The sequence below is a fragment of the Corynebacterium ulceribovis DSM 45146 genome, assembly GCF_000372445.1.
In the GTDB taxonomy this organism is placed as follows: Bacteria; Actinomycetota; Actinomycetes; order Mycobacteriales; family Mycobacteriaceae; genus Corynebacterium; species Corynebacterium ulceribovis.
The window spans coordinates 689,401-712,949 of record NZ_AQUY01000001.1 but is presented as its reverse complement, the minus strand read 5'-3'; the positions used below and the strand labels follow the sequence as shown (position 1 = coordinate 712,949).

Genomic DNA, 23,549 nt, shown 5'->3' with positions numbered 1-23,549 from the left:
CAGGGATCGTGCTAGTGGCGTGCGCCGTACTGGCGCACCAGGGTGTTCATATCCCGTTCAATCCAGCGGTCCACGCGCACGCCACCGATGGTGACTTCTTTGAACAGTCCGCCGCCCATGTAGGAGGTGTGCTCTTCCACGAAGACAACCAGTTTGAGTGTTTTCCCGAGCCCATGGTTCGGGTCTTGTGCGGTCTCCAGAAGCGTCAACAGCCGGTCAATGTCATGGTTGCCGGTGATGTCGTGTTCGGTGATCGTAACTTCGGAAGCGATCATCGCTTCGGTGATTTCCAGACCGGTCAGGCGCAAGGTAGCGCGCTGGCCTTCACTCAGGCCTGGTGCCCGAGCGGCAGTATTAAATAGGTTCCGGATATGTGTGTATTCGCCGTGTGTGATGGCGTACAGGATTTTGCTAGCGTGCGGCGCCAAAGCGCGGGCGGCGCTTCCGTCATTAAGCATGGACTGCAGGGATACTGCCACGTGGTAGTCCGGGTGGAATTCGGTGCGCAGTTCTTCGGCGGCCGCGACTTTGGCGGCAGGCTGGTCGGGGTACGAGGAGCAGACAATGTCTTCGGGGGCGCAGAATTGGCGGACTTTGCCGGGCAGCTTCGCGAATGCACCGGCGGGTTTGCTTCCGGAGACGCCGCGGGTGCCGACCGGTGGGATGCCCTGGTCGACGGGGATGAGGATGGCGCCGGCTTGGGTTGGCACGCCGCGGGTGCCGGTGTTGGTGGTGGCGAGTCCTAGGCGCAGCGGGCTGCGTTTCGGCGCGGAGATGACGTAGGCCCCGGCAACGTCATCAGGTTGAATGGGACCCTTACCTGCAGAAATAGCTTCGAGGACGTCGCTGGTGACGGCAGCTCCTTGGGAGAACCCGCTGAGCACGAATTTGATATCCGGGCACTGTGCCTTCTTCGCTTTCAGGTGTTCGGTGACTTTGGCGATGCCTTCAGCTTTGGAGATCACCAGCGGGTAGAACTTTTCGCCGCGGGGTTCCGACACGGAGTTCAGCACGCCAACGGAGGCATTGTAGGGGGTCTGCCAGGCGCTGACATCTTGGTAGCGGTCGGCAATATTTTTGGTGAAGTTCACGCCGTTGGCGAGGCCAATGATGTCGTTGGGGTCGTCCTTCGGGCTGGATTCATTCGTCCCAGCGGTGGTCACCAGGTGCACTTTTGCGCATTTCGCGTCTGCCGGTGCCGCGGTAGCGGGTTCGTCCGCGGTTCCTGCGGTGGCGGCGGGTGTGCTGACGCCTAAAGTGCAGACTGCGAAGGTGCCGAGGACTGTGGCGAGGGCCGCCCGAATTCGGGTGCCCGCCGCCGGAGAAGCAAGGTGAAAGGCGTACGACATGCCCTATATCTTAGGGCACTGCTGCTATTTTGCTGTCCGTGCCCCGTGCTGTGTTGCCAGGGCCGCCATGTCCGCCGCGATCCACTGATCTACCCGCACTCCGCCGATCGTTGCGGCTTTGCCTTCGTTGCCGGTGTAGGCGCCGTGGGCTTCTGGGAACGCCCTGATTTCCCCGAGTTTTCCCAGGCCATTGTCGCTATCGGCGAGGGAATCAAGCACATCAATCACTCGGTCAACATCCGACACACCAGTGACATGACGCTCCGGGATTTTAATCCGCGCCGACCCCATCAACTCAGCCAGCTCCACCCCGGTGAGCCGAAGCGTGGCCCGCTCCCCCTTCGTCAACCCCGGCGTGCGGGCTGCACGTTCAAATTGCTTTTTGACGGCTACCAGGTCGCCAAAGGTGATTGCTGCCATGAGTGCAGTCGCGTGCGAGCCGATGGCTCGGGCGAAGCTGCCGTTTGCTTGCATCTGTTTCAGGGATACCGCGCTGTAGTAGTCCGGATGCACAGCGGCCGGGCGTGAGGCGTGGGCGCCGATGCGGGCACTGGGTTCATCCGGCAGGACGGCGCAGGCTTTGTCATCTTTGGCGCAGAGTTGGCGAACTTTCCCCGGCAGGTTCGCGAATGCACCATCGGGCCGGTTGCCGGTCAGGCCGTGACTGGTTTTGCGTGGCAAGCCTTGGTCGAGCGGAATGAGAACAGCACCGGCAGTGGTGACAATGCCGTCGGAGCCACTACTTGTGGCTTTCGCGGTGGGCGTGAGGGTGGCGCCGAGGTCGCTGCGAGCAGGGTCGCCGAGAAGGTACGCCCCCGCGATATCCTCTGGGGTAATCGTCACCTTTCCGGCGCTGATATCGGCTAGGACATCGCCGACGGCGTCTGCACTTTGTGAGTAGCCAGCAAGAATAAATGAGGTGCCGGGGCAGCGTGCTTTCTGGTCAGCGAGGTGCTCAGTGATCGCCGTGGCGGCTTGTTTCTTGGAGGCAGCGTACGGCAGGAAGTGCTTGGCCCGGGATTCGCCATTGGAGCTAAGGATGCCTGCGGAGGCATTGTATGGGGTTTGCCAAGCGCTGATGCCATCGAAGCTATCGAGCAAGTCCTGGGTGAAGTTGATGCCCGAGCCAAGGCCGCGGATTTGGCGCGGGTTGTCGTCCGGGTTGGATTCGCCCGTGCCAGCAGTGACAACAATGTGCACTGGCTCGCAGCGCTCCGAGGCCAGTGGGAGGACTTCCCTACCGCCAGGCTGTTGCGATGACTGTCCTTTTTCTGCGCTCAGCTCTGGTGCTGCGTGGGCTGTCGATGCGGAAACGACCAGGGCGGTCGATGCCAGTACAGCCGAGGTGAACGCGGTCAGAATTCGGGAAGCTCGCCACATAGCTGACATCTTATGTCATTTGAGACACTTTTGTTGCAAAAATAGTGCTGCTTTGTGGTCGGTGGCTTCCTACAATTGGGGCATGACCGCCACTTCGCCTCACCGCCGTTCACTGCTCACCGCTGCTATTGCCATGTGTTCCGCTGCTACCCTGACGCTGGCGGGGTGCACTGACAATGACAACCAGCAGTCAGCTGGCGGCACCACCACCGTGACCGTGGAGCAGTCCGACGCTCGGGGCGAAGGGTCATCCGCTGGCGAAAGCAAGGCGGATAAGAGCGCCGATGAGTCCAATAAGAAGGACGAGAAGAAGCCCGATAGTTTCTTTTCCGGTGAGCCGTCACCTGCGAACCCGCCCGCTTCCCCAGATAAACCGAAGCAGTCGCCAAGCTCTGGCGGGCAAGGCGCTGGCAAGCAGATAATGGATCAGCTTGCGGCGGGCTTAAAGAATGGCGACAAGCTGCAGATTGGCAACATGTCAGCCACTGCGTGTGTGGTCGGCGACGGTTGGGGCACGCATGTGTGGGCAGGAGCCCCGAATACCAGTTGTGACTTTGTGAAAGCCGTCGGCGACGAGCTCACCCGCGGCGTAAACGCAACGACTGAGAATGTGCGATTGACGCTGCCGAGGACGGTCAACGTCAAAAGCCCTACCACCGGCCAGACCTATGAAATGGCCTGCACAGTGGACGGGGACAAACTCATTACTTGTCGCGGCGGCAATAACGCCGGCGTGTACATGTACTAGTGGGTGTAAGGCATCCCTCTCAGGCGCGGTGATACATGCAGCTACAGCGCTGGCCAGACGGAGTTCATCTCTTTGACTGGCAGGTATTGCGCTACAAGGCTCCGGAACAGACCGTAGAGCTCAAGCCGACGATTTTGATATAGCCATTCCCAGGTGGTTCGTTCGTAGAACCTCTGGAAGTAACGCCATAGCTCAACAAGTTTGAGGGTGTCGACGAATCCCAATCCTAGGTCGCAGCGGACATAGGTTGGGAAGTGGTCCAATACGAGTGGTCCGGTGTTCGGCTCGAGCACCCACAGTGTTGCTTGGCCTGGCTCCACGTCATCGGTCCAGACGAAACCGAATAGGTTCTGGTTTGCACAATCGAGATCCAACATGGCCCCGCCTGGAAGAAGGCTTGAGTGTGGAAAGTCTTCGACGTCTCCAATAACTGCAAAGACTGGCTCTTCCCGCGATTCAGGGTCCGCGTCTTCGAACATCGCCAATCCATCGACTCGCTTCCAGCGCTCCTCTTGATGCGACAACTTTTCTCTCAAGTAGTAATACTCGCGGAAGCTATATCCTCGCAGTTCATCGTCTTCGTCAACCACTGTTTTGGTTGGGCTAAAACATTTTTCGAAGATGATAGTTCGCGCTGCATCCGGACCTAGGTGCTTTTCCAAAGCGCGGGCCGCATCCGCGTACTCGTCCGGAATGACGAAGTCGGATTCTGAGGGAACCACAGACGATTCAACAGTCTTGACACCCCGTTCGACGGACTGAAAAATCTCGTCGACGTTTTCCGGTGCGAAATACTCACGTAGCTGCGCAAGTACCGAGCCCTCGTAACCACATTCTTGAAAAACGACTCTCGGCCGCCAATCACGAGCTGGTAGGAAGTGGTCCTCTGTCAGACGGTCGCTGTCTTCCACATCGCACAGACCGCGCAAGTTTTCGTCGACGAGCAGGAGCCCCATTGGCATGTCAGCGCCCGGAACGGCAAACCAAAACAGCAAGTTCTTGCCCTCAGCGAACCATTCTGATGTGTCCAGCACGAAGCATTCTTCGTGCTCAATGCCTTCTCCGTCGTTATCGTCGTCGAATTCGTCGAACTCGTCCATGTCTAGTCGGGCACCGCTGACTGCTTCAAGCGCTTCAGGGGTCGGTTTGCCACTCAATCCGATCTTGATATGCCCACGTTGACTGCATGGACGTCCCAAAGCATCGTTCTGCGATGCGAAACGAACTCGTGGGATGCTCGGCTTTCCGACGTCCAATTCAGCTGGCTCAAATCGAGTTCTGTCGTGACAGCTTGTGGCTGCACTTCGCAGCGGAAGCCAAGCATTTTCAGTGTGTCAGGTTCTGGTTCTGAAGCACCGCGCAGCTGCAATTCTCGCGGCAAGGCAGATTCGGAAATGCCGAGCTTGTCAGCAGCAGTGCGCAGGCCGACTGGGTCGAGGAAGAAGAAGTTCTCACCAGTCAGTGGATAGAAGGCGGGAATGGGCGGTGGGGAATAAATGAGGACCATGCCGCTACTAAAGCACAGCACTTCGACAGCCCAAGTTTAAGGAAATAGAACACACTTTCCCTCGCGCTGTAGAAATTCAGCCCGCTTTCTAACTGCGCTTTTTGTAACTTTCCTACCCTCTTGCCACATAATTGTTGGGTACCCATTCACATGTCCCCCAGATTCTGGGGTTTAAAGGATTGACATTATGTCTCCACAAGCGCTTTCGGAGGATGCGAAACCCGCGTCTTCCCAGCCGCTCCACGAGCTCACGCTCCGTGCGGTTATCCTCGGTGGCCTCATCACTTTGGTGTTCACCGCCGCGAACGTTTACCTAGGTTTGCGCGTCGGTTTGACCTTCGCCACCTCCATTCCCGCTGCAGTGATTTCGATGGCGCTACTGCGCCGCTTCAAGAATCACTCGGTGCAGGAAAACAATATTGTGCAGACCATTGCATCTGCCGCCGGTACCTTGTCGGCAATCATTTTCGTGCTGCCAGGCCTAGTCATGATTGGTTGGTGGCAAAACTTCCCATACTGGACCACCGCCGCGGTTTGTGCCTTCGGTGGCATTTTGGGTGTCACATATTCCATCCCACTGCGCCGCGCCTTGGTCACTGGCTCTGACCTGCCCTTCCCAGAAGGTGTTGCCGCCGCGGAAGTGCTGAAGGTTGGCGATGAAAATGCCGACACCGAAGAAGCTGCTGACGAAAACCGCCGCGGCCTGAAGGTGATTTTGGTCGGTGCCCTCGCATCGGCCGGGCTGTCTCTGCTCGCCGCGATGAAGGTCCTCGCTGGCAACGTGGCTGCGTTCTTCCGCGTTGGTGCCGGCGCGTCGACCGCGGGTTTCTCCGTTTCGCTTGCCCTGATTGGTATCGGCCACTTGGTCGGTATTTCCGTCGGTATCGCGATGATTGTTGGTCTGCTGATTTCCTACGGTGTGCTGCTGCCGATTTACTCGGCCGACCAGATTCCAGCTACCGGTGATATCTCCGAGATTGTCAGCACTGTCTTCTCCTCTGAGGTTCGCTTCATCGGTGCCGGTGCGATGGCGGTAGCGGCGATTTGGACGCTGGTGAAGATTATTGCGCCGGTAGTCAAGGGCATTCGGGAGTCGCTGGCGAGCAACCGCGCCCGCCACGATGGCCAGGAAGTGCCTGTCACTGAGCGTGACTTGCCGTTTTCCACCGTTGTTATTGTCACGCTGGCGTCGATGCTGCCGATTGGTCTGCTGCTGTGGCTGTTCGTGAAGGATTCGCCGGTCACCCACCACATGGGCGGTCTGATTGCCCTGTCGATCTTCTATGTGCTGTTCCTGGGCCTGGTGGTGGCCAGTATTTGTGGCTACATGGCAGGTCTGATTGGTGCGTCGAATAGCCCAATTTCTGGTGTCGGCATTATCGTCGTCATCTCCGCGGCGCTGCTGATCAAGCTGATTACCGGCAACGAAGCCGATACGAACCCAACTGCATTGGTGGCCTACACCTTGTTCACGACGGCCGTGGTGTTTGGCATTGCGACGATTTCCAACGACAACCTCCAGGATTTGAAGACTGGCCAGCTGGTAGGCGCGACTCCGTGGAAGCAGCAGGTTGCTCTTGTGATTGGTGTGCTCTTTGGCGCGGCGATTATTCCGCCGGTGCTGCAGCTCATGCTGACCGGTTTCGGTTTCGTCGGGGCCCCTGGTGCTGGTGATGGCGCATTGGCTTCCCCGCAGGCGGCGCTGCTGTCGTCGGTTGCGGAGGGCATTTTCGGCAACAACTTGGACTGGAACCTCATTGGTTTGGGCGCTCTGATTGGTGCCGCCGCCATTGTGTTCAATGAAATCCTCGGTGCTGTTTCCAAGGGTCGGTTCAGTGTTCCGCCGTTGGCTGTCGGTATGGGTATGTACCTGCCGGTGTCGCTGACGCTGATTGTGCCGATTGGTGCAGCGCTGGGTCTGCTGTACAACAAGTGGGCGGCGCGTCAGGCGAAGCCGGAGTTCACCAAGCGGATGGGTGTGCTGATGGCCACCGGTCTGATTGTTGGTGAATCGCTCTTTGGTGTGGCAAACGCCGGCATTATCGCCGCCACCAGCAACGGTGACGCACTGGCGGTCATGCCGGATTCCTACGAACCATTCGCCCAGCCACTGGCGGTTGTGCTCTTCGCAGTTCTGGTCGCGGGCATGTACAAGTGGGCGCAGAAAGTGACCACCAAGAGCGCTTAGTAGTTCCCTAAATAGGCGCCATTAAGATTCGGTTGGCTCGGTAAATACCGCTGAGCCAATCGATTCAACTTTTTCTGCCTCCAAGTCCCCAAGTGAAATGCCAGTTTCGGAAACCCATTCCCGGTTGCCATTTAGCGACGCTCCCCCGGCAAATCCTGCCGCACCCGAAGGCGAGTTAAACAGCGTGTCCTTTTGCAGGATGTAGTCGTCGCTAATGCGGTCCGCGTATTTTTCGCGGGCTTTGCGGGCGGCCCCCGGCGCACTGCTGGTTAGGGTTGAGGCAAGCCGACTGCCTGCCAGCACTACAAATCCTTCCGGGGTTCGTCGTCCGCGTGCATCTGCCCCTCGCACGGTGCAGCGCATCAACTCGCCTTCCTGCACGTTTTCATCCGAAGTTCGGACTGGGTCTGATTGGCTCACATCAGGAACAATTTGGGAACTGACCAGCGGCTCAAATACTTTGTAGTTCAGCGTGCCGACGATTAGCCGCGCGTAGTACAGAAACTCGTCGAGCTCGCTTTCTTTTTCTTCGGTGACATTTCCCGGGTTCGGTTCGTTGCCATTGCGAACGATGTACCGGTCAGCTTTCACCGCGAGGTTCCGCAGTCGGTTTTCTAGATAGCTGATGTCGGTTGGCCCAAGAATGTCATTCGATGTGGTCAGAACGACAGCTTCAGTCCACCAGTCACTATCAGTTTTCCGCTCGTGTTCCATCCACCGGTTCACCACACCTTCACCGTTCTTCCGAACCACGGCCTGCCCGATGTATACAGCGGAGTCACCGGTTTCTGGGTCCGCACCAAACAGCATGTACACACCGGTTTGGTTCAGCGCTTTGATAGACCGCGCACTATCCAACATGCTGCGCGGAATCTTGTAGGCGACACCGGTCCAGTTCGCCAGGGAGCACTTAATCTTGCCGGTCGGTTCGCCGTCCATCAGAAACAGGTTGATGCTTTTGCTACGCGGCATTGTGTCCCCTTTGTCCCAGTGGTGTTATGTGTTTCAGATTATCAGCCCTGCTTAGGTTGCATTTCTCCCTATACTCGGGTGCACGAGCAACACTGATCCGCACCCGAAGCTAGCCGTCTGCGAGGCAGGTTCCCCAGTTGGCGTGGAAATCATCACCTCCCGCGAGGTCCCGCTCGGAGGTCCGCGTTCGATGACGGTGCGCCGCACGTTGCCGCAGCGTCAGCGCTCCCTCATCGGCGCGTGGTGCTTCGTTGACCATTACGGCCCCGATGACGTGTCGCGGACCGGCGGCATGGATGTGGCGCCGCACCCACACACCGGGTTGCAGACCGTTAGTTGGCTTTTTGACGGAAACATCCAGCACATCGATTCCGGCGGCGCGGAAGGACTAGTCCGCCCTGGCGAAGTCAATTTGATGACCGCTGGTGCTGGCATCTGCCACTCCGAAACCTCCACCGCGGAGACGAAGAACCTGCATGGTGTGCAGCTCTGGGTGGCGCTTCCCGATAACGCTCGGTCCACTGCCCCACGCAAGTTTGAGCATTATGAGCCCGATCGGGTTCACTTTGATGGCGGCCCCGCGCTGGTGTTCATTGGTTCCTTGCTTGGTAGCGAAAGCCCAGTCGAAGTATTCACACCGCTGGTCGGCGCGGAAATTACCCTCGAGCCGAACGCTGACGTTGAGGTTGCTATAGACCCGACATTTGGGTACGGTGTGCTGGCTGATTCTGATGGTGTGGAACTCGAAGGTGCTGCAGTTCCCCGTACCGCTATTGGCTACACCGGTCTGAATGCCACTGCCCTGCGGCTGCGGAATGCCTCGGGCAAGCCGGCCCGGGTCATTCTTATTGGCGGCGAGCCTTTCGCCGAGGAAATTGTCATGTGGTGGAACTTCCTTGGGCGCACAAACGAGGAAATTTCCCAGTACCGCAAACAGTGGCAAAACCGTACGGAACGTTTTGGCCAGGTCGAGGGGTACGTCGGCCATGGCGGCCCAAATAAGAACGCATCTGGCATGGGCTGGCTACCTGCCCATACTCTGCCGAATATTGTGATCAAGCCTCGTCGTAATCCAGCACCGGAAGCACGCCCGAAGTATTTTAGGATCACCTAACTGCCTCTCAGGCCCCACTGAAAGCTCGGGTTTTGGCGGCCAAACGGCCGCGCTTTGTCAGACTAAGCGGGCCCCTACGATGCGTGGGATGCCGCAATGTTCCACGAGATCCGCCGTATCCACCGCACCAGCAATACCAGCACTACCACAGTGGCACCCACAATCGCCCACATCCACCATTGCCATCGCGTTCCGGTGTCTGTGAATACGGTTTCCTCATCTGGTTCTATTGGCACTCGGTGACCAGTAACCAAGATGCGATGTGTATTGACACCGTATGGGGTACAAGTGACTAAGGTCACTAGGTCACGACCGGGTTCTCGACGAAGTCTGTCGCTTTCTTCTGGTGTAACAACTTCAATCTGGTGAATCTGGTATTTCAGCTTGTGTCCAGCCACCGCTATATAGAACGCATCACCTCTTGCCAATTTGCTGAGGTTATCCCATAACGTCGCGTTTGGCAGGCCTGTGTGGGCAGATAAAACGGAGTGCCTACTTGTGCCACCCACGGGCAGATCCGTGCCATAGAGGTGGCCCACTCCCTTCCTCAGCGATTCATCCGAGGTGCCATGAAAAATCGGCAAATTGGAATCGATTGCTGGGATCACGATTTGGCCCATAGCATCGGTGCCGGACAGCTGAGACAGGTAACTCCTGTAACGGCGATACTCAGGAGTATTTTCGTCGATAGTGTCAGTCCATGCGTCTACGATGGAGACTTCCCCAGCTTCAGCATTGTAGATATGCGCGTCGTCCCAGGACTTGTCCAACACTTCCTGCGGGGTAGCTTGTTCGATCTGAGCATACTGCTCAGCAGCCTGCTGCTGTTGCAAGTTATTCCATTGCGTAGCAACCACGGGGTACAACAGCACTACGAGCCCAAAGCCCACTAACACCATGGCTACTATCGCATTCCAGTTCCGCTTCTTCTTCACCTCAAATTGAGTATCGTGTGACCGCTTCTGGCCCATTATGAACCCCACTTCCTCGACCGGCTACCTTTTAGCTTGCCAGAAGAGGCATGCAATTAGTTCTACACAAAAGTGCCTCCCCACCTCTAAGACGTAAATCACAGAATGCATTTTTTAGCGGCCTTACCGCAATTTGGGTTAGAATTTCGCACTTTTTACAAGTTCAAGCAAGGCAGCTTCAACCATGCGTTTTCACTCTCCCCATTGAATCAGTTCAAAAATTCTCCACCAAATCATTCAGTGGCTTGACTCACAGCCGTGACCACGAAGAACAATTATCTGATCACCCTAAGAACTGCTAGTATCAAATGTGACAGTTCGCAGCTTGTGATCTTCGTCAAACCTAACGGATTTCATGTTGCGGCGGACTGACGCCTTCCTTCTCTAACGGTCTATTACCTATACCGACATTCCTTTAGAAAGTGCTTTAGAACGAAAACTAAAGTTGCTCTCTTATTGGGGTGGTAGTCACTGGATAATCAGCCAAGAGGATGCAGGACTGTTCCACGCTTACCCAGGAAAGCCTTCCGACAGGGTTATGCACTTCGATCATTTTCCTTGAAAAGGACTTTGCTTTGAATAAGCACTCCTACCTTGCACGTTCTTTGGCCGCCGCCGCTGTCATCGGTCTGTCTTCTGTGGCCATGTCTCCTGTCGCTGTCGCACAGGAACCTGCTGCGTCGCCTGTCATTACCCAAGACACCGGTACGCTGACGATTCATAAGTACGCCAACCCGGACACCACCGGAACCCCAACAGGCGAAGCCGGAGACCTACCTTCCGGCACCACTTTGGACGGTGTCGGTTTCACTGTCTATAAGATTGATGACATCGACCTGAACACCAACGCAGGTCTTGCAGCAGCTGCCAACATTAAAGCTTCCGACTACGTCAACGGAACGGATGTCACTGGAGCAACCCAAGAGGGTGATGAGCGTTTCACCGCCGGGGGCGGTCAGATTGTCCTGAATGACCTGCCAATCGGCGCATATTTGGTAGTTGAGACCACTCCAAAGGATGGCTACTCACCAGCGGCGCCATTTATCGCATTTGTCCCTATGACTTCCGGAAATGCGGAAACCGGTGGCACAAAGTGGAACTACGATGTCCACGCATACCCGAAGAACTACGAAAACACGGCAACGAAGGAAGTCGAAGACTCCAACCAGAATGCTGGCGACACCGTAGCTTTCACCATCACTTCGGACGTACCACCGGTAGCAGAAAACGCCACTTCCATCTCCAAATATGTCGTTGAAGACGACTTGCAGGAAAATCTGCTCGAAGCGGGCCAAGTCGTCAGCGTTAAGGGCAGCAACGGCACCGAATACGCTCTTAATGACGACTACAGCGTGACAGTCGACGAATCTACCCAAAAGATCACGGTTACTTTCACCGAGACTGGACTCGGCAAACTGACTGAAGCGAAAAAGGCAGATTCGAGTTTCAAGGTCGTCACTACCATCAACGCAACGGTGAAGGCGCCTTCTGAGACTGGCAAGCTGGTCAACGAAGCTACCGTCATCAGCAACAATGGCTCCGGTGGCGGTGACACCACCGTCAAGACCAACGAAACCGTCTCCTACTGGGGAAACATCAAGATCACCAAGGTGGACGCTGGCGATCCGGAAAAGACATTGGACGGCGCAGTTTTTGAACTGTACAACGCAGGTGACAACGGTACCTGCGAAGCAGCGGACAAAAACGACGACCAAAAAATTACCTCGAATGGCGAATCTTCATGGGAGACCAAAGACGGGGGAACTCTGACCATCACCGGACTTCACGTCACAAACTTTGATGACAACACGGCCGAAAATTCAGGTCAGGCACCAAAGTACTGTCTGTTTGAGGTCAAGTCTCCTGCCGGCTACGAACTGTTGTCAAAGCCAATCGACTTTGAGCTGACCAAGGAAAATGTTGATGCCACACCTGGTGTTTACACTCTGACCTCTGAGGTTAAGAACCTTAAGGACACAACCCCTAACCTGCCGATGACCGGTGGTATGGGTATCGGTGTTCTTGCTGCCATTGGTGCAGCCATTATCGGTATCGGCGCGTGGTTCGCCCGCCGAGGTGCCAAGAACTAATCAGTAGTTCCGCATCAGCTTTTTGCTCCTTTTCTGCAAGGCATCTTGATGAGTACTCCCATGTCACCTCTTAAAGTTCGAAATCACGGGCGGCACGCAGCGCCTTCGCCGAGTAGAACTCGGCTAATAGTCCCCGCGTTGCTGGTGATAATGGGAGTTTTTGTCATGCTGTATCCGGTTATTACCACCGTATGGAACAATCAGCAAGCAGCTCATGTTGCTGAAGAGTACTCTCGCTTAGACAACGACATTTCCCAGGAAACAAAAAATCAGGAGTGGGAAGAGGCCAAACGCTATAACAATGACCACGCCACGGGCCCCATCCTTGATCCCTGGATTAATAAAGTGCGTGGCAAATCCAGCGCATACGAGAACTACCTGCAACTGCTGGATTCAAATACCGCAATGGCTCGACTGGTAATCCCCCATATCCAAGTCGACTTGCCGATCTATCACGGCACCGACAACGAAACACTTCAAAAAGGACTCGGACACCTGTATGGCTCTGATCTTCCCGTCGGGGGCGATGGCACCCATTCGGTAATCACAGGGCATACCGGATTGCCCAACGCTACAATGTTCGATAATCTTCGAGATGTTAAAGAAGGAGATTCCTTCTTTATTCAGGTTTCCGGTCACAAACTTAAATACACGGTCGACCAAATCCAAGTCGTGCTTCCTGAAGAGGTCGATTCCCTGAAAACCGGCACTCAAGGCGACTATGTCACCTTGATCACTTGTACCCCTTACGGAATCAACACGCATCGGCTGTTAGTCCGGGGGCATGCCGCGCCTATAACTTCTGAAGACGCGCAAGTTTTTGACCAGGTTCATGCACAAATTTGGGCTTGGTGGATGTACTTGTTAATTGCGGCGGCTGGAATTGCTTTACTGCTTCTTGTTCGATGGCTGATAAAGCAACATCGGGCAATCAACAAGCGCGGCGAGATCGCTGAACCGCAGGCGTACACGCCCACTTTGAGTAGAGAAATTAATGATACACATTAGACTTTCGTCAAACCGCTTACCTTTAGCGGTCCTTGCCGCGTCGACTGCACTAACTTTGAGTTGTGCTTCACCCACTTTCGCAGCACCTGTCGTCGGCACTAACCCGGTGACAGGAGCCGTTTCTATTTCGGGCACTCATGACCTGCGTATCACGTTGACCAGAGGAAATCCTGAAATCGACGCGCCGGAACTCCAAGGTGAAGTAGCGGGAGTGACAATAGTGTTGCATCGTTTAACGGGCATCAGCCCCAAAGACGCTGCAGATATGCAACGAGTCGCATCCACAGACCTTTCAGAGATTCAGGCTCAGTGGCCAAGGGGCTTGCGGTTGGAATCCAAAACCGATGGCAACGGAGTAGCAGTGTTCTCGGGACTGCCGGAAGGCATTTATCTGGTTACCTCCGAGTCGCCGGACAACGGGACTACTTACCGGACAATTGAACCGTTTTTGGTTTCTATCCCTTTTCATGTCTCCCAGCCGAGCGGGCAACCAATCCCAGGGGTCATTATCGCCAAGTCTTCCAATGAGGATCCGAGCACGCCGACTACTACCCCACCGGTAACTACACCTACTACCATCCCGAGCACCACGGCGACCACTACACCGGCAACCCCGACACTGGCTATTCCTTCAGATCCACAGCGGAGTCCCGGCATCGGGGCAGCAACCGGTGTGCAGATTGCCGGTGCACTTATGGTTGCAGCTGGGTTGATTCTTGGGGTGTTTCTACTGATCGGCGTATTACGCCGCCGACATAGTGATGAGTGAGCATCGCGCTGGAGTATTTCGCCAAAACACCTGTTTTGGTAACTATCTCGGTTCTTAGCGCATACCCGACTCCGCTGGCCCACCGGTAGCATGAATGAAAATCTAAGAGATACCGGCGATTACAAAAGTTGCCAAAATACCTACTAGGCGGCGATGCGCACTGGACTGTTGGTTCATTGTCATCGCCCGCCTCCCTTCAGTCGGCGCGCAATTGACCAGCCAACTAAGACATGGCTGACAAATACCGCTTTCGATTAAGAACACTGTTCTTGGTTTGGAAAGCGGTATTTTTGCACTTTAAACCGGTTTCGTAGCTAGCGGCAGTTCTCAGTATCTAGCAAGTTGGGTCGGCACTGGACGTGAGGTCACTGTCGCTTCTGGTGATAAATTCGCCGATTTGTCGATCTGAGATGAAAGTACAGATGCGTCCAGGCCTCGTTGTGGACCACAACGGTCAGGGTTGTGGTTCCGGCATGTACGCGGCCTGCTTAGACGCTATGTGGCTTTTCTTCATTAGCTATGCACAGCTAGGCCATCGAAATCAGTTCATCGTCGGCATAAGGCCTCGCAGCGGCTTATCATCAGACCGCTACGAACCTGTGTGTCGACTGAATTATCAGATGGAATATATTGAATATAAGGCTGAAGTCAATTCAGTATGCATTAAATGGCGTGCCCGAAGGTCTATTTTGAAAAAGCACTCCTTCTGACTACTGTGTTGTCCGCAATACAGTCCTAATTCTGTCGGCGAGAGAATCCCACCCCGGCAAGAAGCAAAGTACCAGCTGCAAGCAGGTAAGGCACTAACCCCTCTCTACCAGTTTTTGGCAATGTGCCCTGGCTGACGTCAGCTACTTGGATCAAACCAATGACTCTGTCAACTTCTGAATCACCTTTGGCACCTCCAAAAATTAGCGAGCTGCCGCCTTCGCTAACCACTAATACTGCTTCACCGTTCTCATTCCACTGGGTGCTGAACTTCACCGGTTCTGCCAAAAGCATCATTCCTTCTGGTGCTTTCGTTTCCAGTAAGTAATAGGTTCCTGGAGTTAGCACTTCCGCGCTAAAATTGCCTTGTCCATCGCTAGTCACAGGCACCTCATGCTCAGCGTTCTGAACAAGGCTGCCGTCAGCTGCCGCAGTGAAGAGTTTAAACTCCGCACCGGGCAGTGGGGCTTGACTCCCATCGGCGCTGAGTTTCACAATTTCCAACGTCATATTTTTGTTTTTTGGAAAGTCAACACAGTCTTCTGCGACCTTCTCCCCTACTGAGACGCTGTTAACCAAGCCAGTCGCTTCGTCCGAGCATTTGCCCAAAGCGGGGTCGGTTGTGAGCTGTAACTGGTCTGCGGTAAACCGCACTTCCACTTTGAAGACCAGCTCCTCACCTTTTTGCAAGACACCTGGTTCAGCAAGTACATACGCCTCAGGGTTTTCCGGGGAAGGTTCTACTTTGACAGCCTCAGATTGGTGTGGTCCAGTCAGGTAAACCGATTGCACGGTAAACGCATCAGCTAGTTTTGGCGAATCGATAACATAATCGTACGTGCTCGGTTCGCTGCCAACATTCGCTAGTTTCACGTGATAGGCGACCGTGTAAATACCGCTTTCGTCTGGTCCTTGAACGTCGTTATCGTCGACTTTTTCATCACCATTAGTGTCTATCGCAGTCTTGGTTAGTTCAACATCACAGCTTGAGGTCGATGTGTTGTTGCCGATCTCAGGGTCGTTCTCGTTGCTATTGACTGTCACTGTGTTTGCCACGCACGCGTCAGGAGTATTGGTGTCTTTCAGCCCAGCGCTGATCCGCACACTTAGTTGCGGCTTGGTCTCGCCCGATTCGCGAGCAATTAGATTGCCGAACTGGATGGTCAGCGAGGTTCCTTGGGTGTCAACAACCGACGGTACATTCAGACCGGCGGCCTGCTCGATGGTCTCTAGTTTAATGTCATTAAACTCTGGGCCGAGGGCATCGTGCAGAGTGAAACCACTGACACCGTCTGGACCATTATTCCAAATGTCAATCCACCAATATAGCCGTCCATTGTCAATCTTCTCTCGGCGTTTGAGCACCTGAAGATCTGCACTAAATGGAGAGCTGTATCCGTTACTGGTGCCATTAGTATTGTACGCGGTCGGCGCATTGCGCAGTACGCTCTCCAAAGTAAAACGCGGAAAAAGTTTGCCTGGGTTGTTAATTGCGATTCGAACCACATCTGAGTTCGCGCCACTGGAACCAGTACCTAGACCTAAAGTGCCGTCACCATAGACCCATGCCTTACTCCATTGGTTTCCTACTGCAATCCGCTGACCGGTCGGAGTGTGTAAACCCGTGATGTCGAAGCGTTTTTTGGAGCCGGTAGTCAAGTTCACCCGCTCCAGATAGAGTCTGCCACCTGAATTCCACGCATTAACGATGCCCCAGGCGTAGTTCGGTGCCGAAGGCAAAACGGCATAGTCTTCAGCACCTGCCCGCCTCGCGCGCCCCCAGTCGCCGCTCACACGGCGATCATTACTCGGATTTGCTGAGCTCAGTGGATAGCTCGTGGTAGCAGTCACACTATTGATGTCAACTTTGTAGAACGCTCCAGAACCAGATATGGATGCATTTGAAGCCCATAGGCTTCCCTGACTGTCAAAGAACCCCGCGTTTACTCCGCCCCAAAGATCATTCGGCCATGCAGCACCATATTCACCTTGAAAACCGTAGCCCTCTGAATTCTCTGCCGTGGTTCCGGCGCCAGGACCTACTTTGCCAAGATCAACAATATGGCCCGTCACCGGATGAATCTGGAGCAAATGTCCCGCCGGGTAGCACGGATCTTCATAAAACAATGCATCTGTCCCGTTGACGGCAGTATTGTTTTTATACGGCTCCTTGACACCATCAGTCATGCCGTCTCGGCCCTGGCTAATGCCATACAGATAGTTGTCTGTCGAGTTAAACGCCAGTGCGTTAACGATCCAGCCGGTTGGTTCACCGATTTTGACAAATTCGCCTGAAACCCCCGTCTGTAAGTACAGCTGGGAGCTCAACCGTGATTGTCCGGAGGGCGAGGCGGCTGTCACGTAGACCGAGGTGCCGCGTTGCTTTTCTTCGTTAGTCAGTTCACGCGGAGCCATCCTGCTGGTGCTGGTACCACTTGGCCGTGGATACGGGTCCGGTCGGAAGACTCCGTTAACAGTCCTATCTAACGGGCTACTGCCTGCCTCGCAGGTAGTGGGGACGTCTGGGGTCAGCCGGTAGCTGATATCACCGGGGCCCGTGGGCGACAGTGCTGTCGGGTCTGAGATTTGCGCCCCGACAGTACGAAACGGCATTTCCACTACTATTTGGTAGCCAGGTTCGACCCTAATACCGTCAGCAGGAACAGACACCTTGAGCTTTCGATCTTCAATACCTCCCCAGCCATTGGTCGGACCGGTTAGCGCTGACGCTGGTTTTAGGGTGAAGCTACCCGGACGGTCCGCATTGGAATAGACAACACTGCCACCGGCATCCAGAATCTTCACGACGGTTTGCTTAGCGCCATCCAAATCGTAGCCATTTTGGTTTTCAGTTCTTGCCACGATAGGCCCCGTTACATAACCAGACTGGGTAATGTTTTCAGTCATGGTGACCAGTGGACTGCTGCCCTGAGTGGCGCTGAATGTTAGCTCGTCTTTGGTCCATTCTCTGGGCGGTTCAGGCTCTCCAGCCCATGCGTGCAGTGTTGCCTGTGAAACATCGACCGCTGCAGCGAAAGCGATTTGGATTTCAATTTGTTGCCCTGCTTGCACCGGAACTGGTTCAGCAAAAGTCACAGTGATTTCGCCAGTTGCTGGGTTTCTGCCGAGAGAGGAAATTTCCACCTGCCCGGTGTTGAGCAACACCTCTCGGGCTTTTTCGGTGCCGCCGATCAGCAGTCGACTATAGGCACTCGGTGAGATAACGCCAGCTGTCGGTTGGCTAGGCAAGTCAATATTCAGCTGGACTATCTCACCTTCTTGAAGGGCTGTTGCCGAAAATGCGCGTGGGTATGGGACACGATTCGACAAGATGGTGCCGCTAGTTGGGCCCGTTGAAATTTCGGCTAGCGGAACCTGTGCATCTGCCTGCGGCTCCTTAGCAACAAGAACTACTGTCGCGAAGACCGCAACAAGGAAGATAAGACCGGAGAGGAGCTTTTTAGATGCTGCCATTCGGTGGTGCGTGGACATTGCCATCCTAGGTGATGCAATTCGGCACAGTTGCCGCTGTATAGTTACTACATCCCCGTTATCGCCCACCCGCTTGACACACTCAAATCTGATACCTAAAGCATCTTCAGGTTCATCACAGGCAGAGCCGCCCCTATGCGTTCGTAACGCACTCCCTTACAATGTTGCTTCGGCCAGGGCTTGCTCGATGTCGGCGATAATGTCGTCCCCGTTTTCCAGACCGATGGACAGACGCACCAAGCCTGGGGTGATACCAACCGATGCCAGATGGTCATCAGGAACCTGGCGATGGGTGGTCGAAGCTGGGTGCAACACACAAGAGCGTGCGTCAGCGACGTGAACTTGGCGGGAGACCAGCTCAAGCGAGTCCATGAACTTGGTGCCAGCTTCGCGGCCGCCCTTCAGGTCGATGGACAGTACACCAGAGGCACCCTTTGGCATGTACTTCTGCGCCAGTTCGTAGTACGGCGAGGACTCGAGACCTGGGTAGCGAACGTCATTAAGCACATCGGTCCGACCAGCCAAGTACTCCGCGACCTTCTGCGCATTGTCGCAGTGGCGGCGCATGCGGACATCCAAGCTTTCTAGGGACATGTTCAGCAGGAAGGCCGAGTGTGCGGCCGGGTAGGCACCGAAGTCGCGCTGCAACTGCATGCGGGCCTTAATGATGAACGGTGCGACGGCGTAATCCTTGGTGTAGACAACGCCGTGGTAGGACTCGTCCGGCTCTGTGAAGTCTGGGAACTTGCCGTTGGTGTAGTCGAACTTGCCGGCGTCGACAATCATGCCGCCGACCTGCACTGCGTGGCCATCCAGGTACTTGGAGGTCGAGTGGATAACAACGTCCGCACCGTATTCAATTGGCTTGCACAGCACTGGGGTGGCGAAAGTGGAGTCCACAATCAGTGGCACGCCCTGGCTGTGGGCGACGCGGGCGAACTTCTCCACGTCCAGCACGCTCATGGCCGGGTTCGCGATGACTTCACCGAACAGCGCCTTGGTGTTCGGCTTGAACGCGGCCGCAATTTCCGCTTCGGATGCGTCCTGGTCCACGTAAATAACCTCAATGCCAAAGCGCTTCAAGGTGGTGGAGAACAAGTTGGAGGTGCCGCCGTAAATCTCGGAAGACGCCACGAAGCTGTCGCCTGCCGAACACAGGTTGAGGATGGTCAGCGTAGTCGCTGCCTGGCCGGAAGTGGTGGCCATCGCGGCGGCACCGCCTTCGAGCGCCGCAATCTTGTCTTCGACGGCCATGACGGTTGGGTTCGCGAAGCGGGAGTAAATCAGCGCGTGGGTTGGCTCGTCGAACACCGCGGCAATGTCGTCGGAGGAATCGAAGGTGTAGGTGGTGGACTGCACGATGGGAACCTGGCGTGGGTCCTTGTTGCCTGGCTGGTAGCCGGAGTGGATGAGCTTGGTTTCGTCGTGCAGCGTCATATGTTCTTCCTTCGGATTGAGTGCAGAAAGTGCGTTAACCAGTCTAGACAGACCAAGCTGTCCAGACAATGCTGTCTATTGAACCATAAAAAGTGCTGCCACTACTAGCGCAGGTTTTCCGGCGGAATATGGGTTACCCCTTCCACATCACGCAACAAGTCGCGATCAATGGTTTCATTTCGCCGGATAATGGTCATCGCGCCGCGCGATTCCAAGATGACAACGCCCACTTCGTCAATATGCAAAATGCCTGCCTGCCGCAACCGCATCTTTAACATCTGCGGTGACAACGTGCGGCGGCTCAGGTGGTCGTAAAGGATTTTGCCGTCCGCCAACACAACGATGGCACGGCCGGAGACGTGGTCTAACGCTTTGAAACGCTGCCCCCATTTTTCGGATTCGCCGAGCTTTTCCAGCAGCCCGATGCCGCGGCGGAAAATTGCTTCCATCACGATGAGCATTGCCATGGCAATCATGCCGCCGACCAGCGTCGGGGAATTGCCCAGCATGGCACGGGCGGCGAGCGCACCGAGCAGCAAAGTCACACCGATGGACAAGATGGAGGGGCGGGCAGTCAGGCGTGGGCCGGACCTGGACAAAATGAAGGTGAAGAAAAGGTACATCACGGCGGTGGCGATGACTACGCTGAGCGCCCCGGCCCAGGAAATACCGACATGGAACCACACTTCTTCCCAAAAACTGTCGTGGCTGACGGCTCCAGTGCTTGTCATGCCTCTACAGTACGCGCGCTACCGAAAATCCCCTTATGGTCGAAAGCATGACGCGCCATCGCCGCACCCCGGCCCTCCGCACCGCCGCGATAGCAATTGTTGCGCTGCTGATGGCGGCAACGGTCAGCTTCTTCGGATTGGGCATCTTCGTCTACCTGCAAACCAGCCAGCTCTCCTCCCCTACGTCGGCAAGCTCAGACGCAAGGACACCGGCGAAGACGTCAAAGAAGATTGAGCAGGTGGCCGCGGAAAATAATGCCAAGGCGGAGTTTTATGACGTGACGGCGTCCAGGGATGGTCACCGAATCCCGGTGCTCAGTTTTGCTATTGACGGAAACCTCGACCGCGATACCGTGGTGCTGCTCCACGGGCTTGGCGGGAACAAAGAAGGCGTGACGCGGATAGCGGACATGTACCTGAAGTTCGGCTACAACGTGCTGGCGATTGACCAGATGAACCACGGTTTTAATACCGCGCATCACAACATGATGGGGGTTGGGGAATCCGAGGAAACGCTTGATGTGCTTACGCATGTCGCCGCGCACCAAAGTGGTGACAAAAAGCTGGCGCTGTGGGGAATGTCCTACGGCGGTGAAACGGCAGCGTTGACTACGGCGAAGGCGCCGACGGGGATGCTGGACTATGTCGTTTTAGATAGCCCGCTGTTGGAAGGCCGCGACAAGGTGCGACGAGTGCTGGGGAAAGATATGTCGCCGAAGAGTCCGTTTTTCCGGCTGGCTAGCAGCTCTGGGGAAATGGTGTGGAAACTGCGGCAGGGCATCGATTACGCCGATATGGACGCAACGATGCAGCTGTACCAGCGGCAGAATGAACTGCCGCCAATACTTGTGATTCAATCCCGCCAAGATAAAACTATCGAGCCGCATATGGCGGACCGACTGAAAGATACTTTGGGTGACCGCGTCCAGGTCCAGTGGACCGATGGTGGACATGCGGCCTATTCGGCGACGCACACCGAACAGTACCGCATGTGGCTAGCGGAGTTTTTGGAGGAACCTAGCGGCGGAAGACCTTAAACAGTTCCGCGACCTTTTCCGGCAGCTTCAGCCACGTAGCAAGGCTAAACAGGCCAAATAGGCCAAGAACGGCAGCGACAATCCAACCGAAGGCACCACGTGCTTTTGGCTGGTTCTCTTCTGGTGCAGGCTGCTCTTCTTGCTTGCCTTCTTCACCACTGAGGACTCAAATGATCAATTCCTCGTTGTCCTCCTCAAATTGCTCCACGACAATGTCGCCTTGAGGACCATGGACGTTCAGAGCCACAACCAGAGTTTCGCCGAGGAATGTATTGGCACCGATGTTTATTTCGATCTTCTCCGTACCCTCGCTCTGAGTGACTTGGACAACTCGTACCTCAGCCAGCCCAGTTAAATCGCCTCCGCCAGCTGTCTTCTTCTTCAATAGTTGTACGAAGAACTGGTGCTTGCCAAGCGAGAAACCTTTGTAGTCCAAGCTAATAGCGACTCAGCCACCAGTCGCGGGGATGGTGTGGCTGCCGTCTTCAGCGTTAGTCGCCGTGATCCGAACGCTGGCGCCAGCATCTTGTGCTTTTGCTGGAGTGGCGAAGCCCATCGCCAAGGTGATGGTGAGTAGTGCGGCGAGGAGTACTCGCCAGGAAATTGATTTAGACATCATTCCTTCCAAAAGGTTTTGCATGGTAGTTGCACTTTCCTTACTGAAAATGCAATGTAATCTAGCAGTTTACCTGCCCACCACCCGATTTTTAACCAGCTGCAGCCCTGGCTGCTACCCGCGCCACCGGCACCATAGACACTAGGCAGACAACCGCCCCGAACAGCAGGCACGTCATCATTCCAACCAGTGGCGCAATCAGTGAAAGTGCAAACGGAACAAAGAATCCGATATATGTCAGGGCGTAAAACACGCCGATCAACGCGCCCAAATCATCCGCGCTCGCCAGCATTTCCACTTCGCTGAGCCCAGCAACCATCATGACGCCGTAGGCCGCGCCCAAGAACACCGCCGCCACAAACACCAACCACACCTGTTGTGTGTAGACGGTCACGGCAGCGGTCAGCATCCCAGCGCAAGCGCTGCCAAGGCCAAGCACCGAAAGTGGAAGCCATTGCGGTCTGCTGCGCTCTAGGAAGAGTGCGGCTGCTGGCTGGATGGCCACTCCAGTTCCAAGCGCGACGAATGCGACTGCCCCGATGAAAAACATCGGCCATTCCACTTCGACCTGGGTTGGTAGCGTGGTGAACGCCACGGTGACCGTGCCGAATACCCAAGGCGCCCAAGCGGCGACCGCCCACAGGAACTGACTGGACAACGTCACTTTCGGAACGAGTACCCGGCGTGCTCGTGGCTGACGGGCCTTCCCGTCTGACGGCGTCCCCATCCGCGGCTGGGTTTCCGGCGCGGTCCACATCCATGGCAGCACCAGAGCCACTAGTACGAGGTGCACGATAAAAGGCAGCACGTGTTCAAAGGGCAGGAATTCGGTAACGCAGCCAGCGACAAATGGTCCACCGCCGAATCCTGCGGACACTGCAATGGTGGCGCGGCGCGGCCCTGCGGTCGGTTGGAATAGGGATAGCTGTTTGATCCACGCCGCCCCGGAGGCCATGGCCATGCCGACGGCAAATCCAGCGATCCACCGGCCTATGTACAGCAGCACTTCAACACCGGTCACGCCGAGCGCCAAAATGATTGACCCCGCCGCGGAGAGCAAAACTGCAGGTCGCAGAATCGCGCGTCGCCCAAGCCGGTCGGACATGGGGCCAAAAGCGATAAGTGCTGGCACCAAACCGGCGGCGTACACGGCAAACATCAGGGTGACGGAGGCGTCGCTCATACCGTCGTACTGGCGGTAGACCTGCAGCATCGGTGCGAAGAGGTTCGCGCCGAAGCCGATGACGAACATGGTGAACGCCACCCGCAGCCATGTTTTTGGGCCAATGGCACTACTAGCGTTTGTGTTATCCGTCACAGTGTGGAGTATATCCAGCGCGAACTGCACCGAATCCCCTTTCCCGGGAAACCCGCAAGCGCAAGCCACTCTCGCACAAATTAGGGGGTGAACGCTACTCGCCCTCGTTGGCTG

General features: G+C 55.7%; 19 protein-coding genes. 7 read left to right on the top strand and 12 right to left on the bottom strand.

Going from position 1 to position 23,549, the window contains the following annotated elements:
• Positions 1–11 precede the first annotated feature (11 nt).
• Both A3EC_RS0103285 and A3EC_RS0103280 read right to left on the bottom strand, forming a co-directional pair.
• A complete protein-coding gene (locus A3EC_RS0103285; RefSeq protein WP_018023741.1) occupies positions 12–1,349 on the bottom strand; it encodes a cutinase family protein in 1,338 nt (445 codons plus the stop codon).
• A gap of 24 nt (positions 1,350–1,373) precedes the next feature.
• Positions 1,374–2,729: a cutinase family protein gene (locus tag A3EC_RS0103280; RefSeq protein ID WP_018023740.1), complete on the bottom strand. Its 1,356-nt coding sequence runs from the start codon at positions 2,727–2,729 to the stop codon at positions 1,374–1,376.
• A gap of 82 nt (positions 2,730–2,811) precedes the next feature.
• Between A3EC_RS0103280 and A3EC_RS13160 the strand changes: the two genes are divergently transcribed.
• Positions 2,812–3,477, top strand: coding sequence for a hypothetical protein (locus A3EC_RS13160; protein WP_051060976.1), 666 nt, complete (start codon positions 2,812–2,814; stop codon positions 3,475–3,477).
• 41 nt (positions 3,478–3,518) lie between these two features.
• Here the strand turns inward: A3EC_RS13160 and A3EC_RS0103270 are convergent, their stop codons facing one another.
• Both A3EC_RS0103270 and A3EC_RS0103265 read right to left on the bottom strand, forming a co-directional pair.
• Positions 3,519–4,634, bottom strand: a complete 1,116-nt coding sequence (locus A3EC_RS0103270; protein ID WP_018023738.1) for a hypothetical protein — start codon at positions 4,632–4,634, stop codon at positions 3,519–3,521.
• A complete protein-coding gene (locus tag A3EC_RS0103265; RefSeq protein ID WP_018023737.1) occupies positions 4,631–4,984 on the bottom strand; it encodes a hypothetical protein in 354 nt (117 codons plus the stop codon). Before A3EC_RS0103265 ends, A3EC_RS0103270 begins: the two co-directional genes overlap by 4 nt.
• Positions 4,985–5,171: 187 nt before the next feature.
• Here A3EC_RS0103265 and A3EC_RS0103260 point away from each other — a divergent pair, with 187 nt between their 5' ends.
• Entirely contained in the window at positions 5,172–7,172 is a 2,001-nt protein-coding gene (locus A3EC_RS0103260) for an OPT family oligopeptide transporter (RefSeq protein WP_018023736.1), read from the top strand.
• A gap of 21 nt (positions 7,173–7,193) precedes the next feature.
• Here the strand turns inward: A3EC_RS0103260 and A3EC_RS0103255 are convergent, their stop codons facing one another.
• A complete protein-coding gene (locus tag A3EC_RS0103255; protein WP_018023735.1) occupies positions 7,194–8,144 on the bottom strand; it encodes a GIY-YIG nuclease family protein in 951 nt (316 codons plus the stop codon).
• A 190-nt stretch (positions 8,145–8,334) separates the two neighbouring features.
• Here A3EC_RS0103255 and A3EC_RS0103250 point away from each other — a divergent pair, with 190 nt between their 5' ends.
• Positions 8,335–9,258, top strand: a complete 924-nt coding sequence (locus A3EC_RS0103250) for a pirin family protein (RefSeq protein ID WP_156812849.1) — start codon at positions 8,335–8,337, stop codon at positions 9,256–9,258.
• Between the two features lie 74 nt (positions 9,259–9,332).
• Here the strand turns inward: A3EC_RS0103250 and A3EC_RS0103245 are convergent, their stop codons facing one another.
• Positions 9,333–10,229, bottom strand: coding sequence for a class C sortase (locus tag A3EC_RS0103245; protein ID WP_018023733.1), 897 nt, complete (start codon positions 10,227–10,229; stop codon positions 9,333–9,335).
• A 575-nt stretch (positions 10,230–10,804) separates the two neighbouring features.
• On the opposite strand from A3EC_RS0103245, the gene A3EC_RS0103240 reads away from it, so the two are divergent.
• The 3 genes from A3EC_RS0103240 (at position 10,805) to A3EC_RS12865 (ending at position 14,096) form a co-directional block, all read left to right on the top strand.
• On the top strand, positions 10,805–12,319 hold the full coding sequence (locus A3EC_RS0103240) for a SpaH/EbpB family LPXTG-anchored major pilin (RefSeq protein WP_026162147.1): 1,515 nt from the start codon (positions 10,805–10,807) through the stop codon (positions 12,317–12,319).
• A 48-nt stretch (positions 12,320–12,367) separates the two neighbouring features.
• Complete coding sequence (locus A3EC_RS0103235; RefSeq protein WP_342661858.1) at positions 12,368–13,327, top strand: class C sortase; 960 nt, start codon at positions 12,368–12,370, stop codon at positions 13,325–13,327.
• Between the two features lie 328 nt (positions 13,328–13,655).
• Complete coding sequence (locus tag A3EC_RS12865; RefSeq protein WP_156812809.1) at positions 13,656–14,096, top strand: hypothetical protein; 441 nt, start codon at positions 13,656–13,658, stop codon at positions 14,094–14,096.
• A 735-nt stretch (positions 14,097–14,831) separates the two neighbouring features.
• Here the strand turns inward: A3EC_RS12865 and A3EC_RS12365 are convergent.
• The 3 genes from A3EC_RS12365 to A3EC_RS0103220 all read right to left on the bottom strand — a co-directional run bounded on the left by A3EC_RS12365 (position 14,832) and on the right by A3EC_RS0103220 (position 20,464).
• Positions 14,832–18,278 carry a prealbumin-like fold domain-containing protein gene (locus A3EC_RS12365; protein ID WP_156812808.1) on the bottom strand — a complete coding sequence of 1,149 codons (3,447 nt, stop codon included), beginning with the start codon at positions 18,276–18,278 and terminating at the stop codon, positions 14,832–14,834.
• A 174-nt stretch (positions 18,279–18,452) separates the two neighbouring features.
• Complete coding sequence (locus A3EC_RS0103225; protein WP_018023729.1) at positions 18,453–19,733, bottom strand: O-acetylhomoserine aminocarboxypropyltransferase/cysteine synthase family protein; 1,281 nt, start codon at positions 19,731–19,733, stop codon at positions 18,453–18,455.
• A 104-nt stretch (positions 19,734–19,837) separates the two neighbouring features.
• The gene (locus A3EC_RS0103220; RefSeq protein ID WP_018023728.1) at positions 19,838–20,464 is read right to left on the bottom strand and encodes a YetF domain-containing protein; all 627 of its coding nucleotides are present in this window, start codon (positions 20,462–20,464) and stop codon (positions 19,838–19,840) included.
• Between the two features lie 47 nt (positions 20,465–20,511).
• On the opposite strand from A3EC_RS0103220, the gene A3EC_RS12360 reads away from it, so the two are divergent.
• Positions 20,512–21,501 (top strand): alpha/beta hydrolase, encoded by a 990-nt coding sequence (locus A3EC_RS12360; RefSeq protein WP_051060975.1) that lies wholly within the window; start codon positions 20,512–20,514, stop codon positions 21,499–21,501.
• Between the two features lie 166 nt (positions 21,502–21,667).
• Here A3EC_RS12360 and A3EC_RS0103210 read toward each other — a convergent pair whose 3' ends face one another.
• The 3 genes from A3EC_RS0103210 to A3EC_RS0103200 form a co-directional block, all read right to left on the bottom strand.
• A complete protein-coding gene (locus A3EC_RS0103210; protein ID WP_018023726.1) occupies positions 21,668–21,937 on the bottom strand; it encodes a hypothetical protein in 270 nt (89 codons plus the stop codon).
• A 12-nt stretch (positions 21,938–21,949) separates the two neighbouring features.
• A complete protein-coding gene (locus A3EC_RS0103205; protein ID WP_156812807.1) occupies positions 21,950–22,117 on the bottom strand; it encodes a hypothetical protein in 168 nt (55 codons plus the stop codon).
• 91 nt (positions 22,118–22,208) lie between these two features.
• Positions 22,209–23,435, bottom strand: coding sequence for an MFS transporter (locus A3EC_RS0103200; protein WP_211206057.1), 1,227 nt, complete (start codon positions 23,433–23,435; stop codon positions 22,209–22,211).
• Between the last annotated feature and the right edge of the window lie 114 nt (positions 23,436–23,549).

What these genes read in the sequence shown, in the direction of transcription:
- A3EC_RS0103250 (WP_156812849.1), top strand. Translation starts at nt 8,335, where the DNA reads ATGACGGTGCGCCGCACGTTGCCGCAGCGTCAGCGCTCCCTCATCGGC.
- A3EC_RS0103265 (WP_018023737.1), bottom strand. Translation starts at nt 4,984, where the DNA reads ATGGTCCTCATTTATTCCCCACCGCCCATTCCCGCCTTCTATCCACTG.
- A3EC_RS0103245 (WP_018023733.1), bottom strand. Translation starts at nt 10,229, where the DNA reads ATGGGCCAGAAGCGGTCACACGATACTCAATTTGAGGTGAAGAAGAAG.
- A3EC_RS12360 (WP_051060975.1), top strand. Translation starts at nt 20,512, where the DNA reads ATGACGCGCCATCGCCGCACCCCGGCCCTCCGCACCGCCGCGATAGCA.
- A3EC_RS0103205 (WP_156812807.1), bottom strand. Translation starts at nt 22,117, where the DNA reads ATGTCTAAATCAATTTCCTGGCGAGTACTCCTCGCCGCACTACTCACC.
- A3EC_RS0103235 (WP_342661858.1), top strand. Translation starts at nt 12,368, where the DNA reads ATGAGTACTCCCATGTCACCTCTTAAAGTTCGAAATCACGGGCGGCAC.
- A3EC_RS0103280 (WP_018023740.1), bottom strand. Translation starts at nt 2,729, where the DNA reads ATGTGGCGAGCTTCCCGAATTCTGACCGCGTTCACCTCGGCTGTACTG.
- A3EC_RS0103255 (WP_018023735.1), bottom strand. Translation starts at nt 8,144, where the DNA reads ATGCCGCGTAGCAAAAGCATCAACCTGTTTCTGATGGACGGCGAACCG.
- A3EC_RS0103220 (WP_018023728.1), bottom strand. Translation starts at nt 20,464, where the DNA reads ATGACAAGCACTGGAGCCGTCAGCCACGACAGTTTTTGGGAAGAAGTG.
- A3EC_RS13160 (WP_051060976.1), top strand. Translation starts at nt 2,812, where the DNA reads ATGACCGCCACTTCGCCTCACCGCCGTTCACTGCTCACCGCTGCTATT.
- A3EC_RS0103225 (WP_018023729.1), bottom strand. Translation starts at nt 19,733, where the DNA reads ATGACGCTGCACGACGAAACCAAGCTCATCCACTCCGGCTACCAGCCA.
- A3EC_RS12365 (WP_156812808.1), bottom strand. Translation starts at nt 18,278, where the DNA reads ATGGCAGCATCTAAAAAGCTCCTCTCCGGTCTTATCTTCCTTGTTGCG.
- A3EC_RS0103260 (WP_018023736.1), top strand. Translation starts at nt 5,172, where the DNA reads ATGTCTCCACAAGCGCTTTCGGAGGATGCGAAACCCGCGTCTTCCCAG.
- A3EC_RS0103285 (WP_018023741.1), bottom strand. Translation starts at nt 1,349, where the DNA reads ATGTCGTACGCCTTTCACCTTGCTTCTCCGGCGGCGGGCACCCGAATT.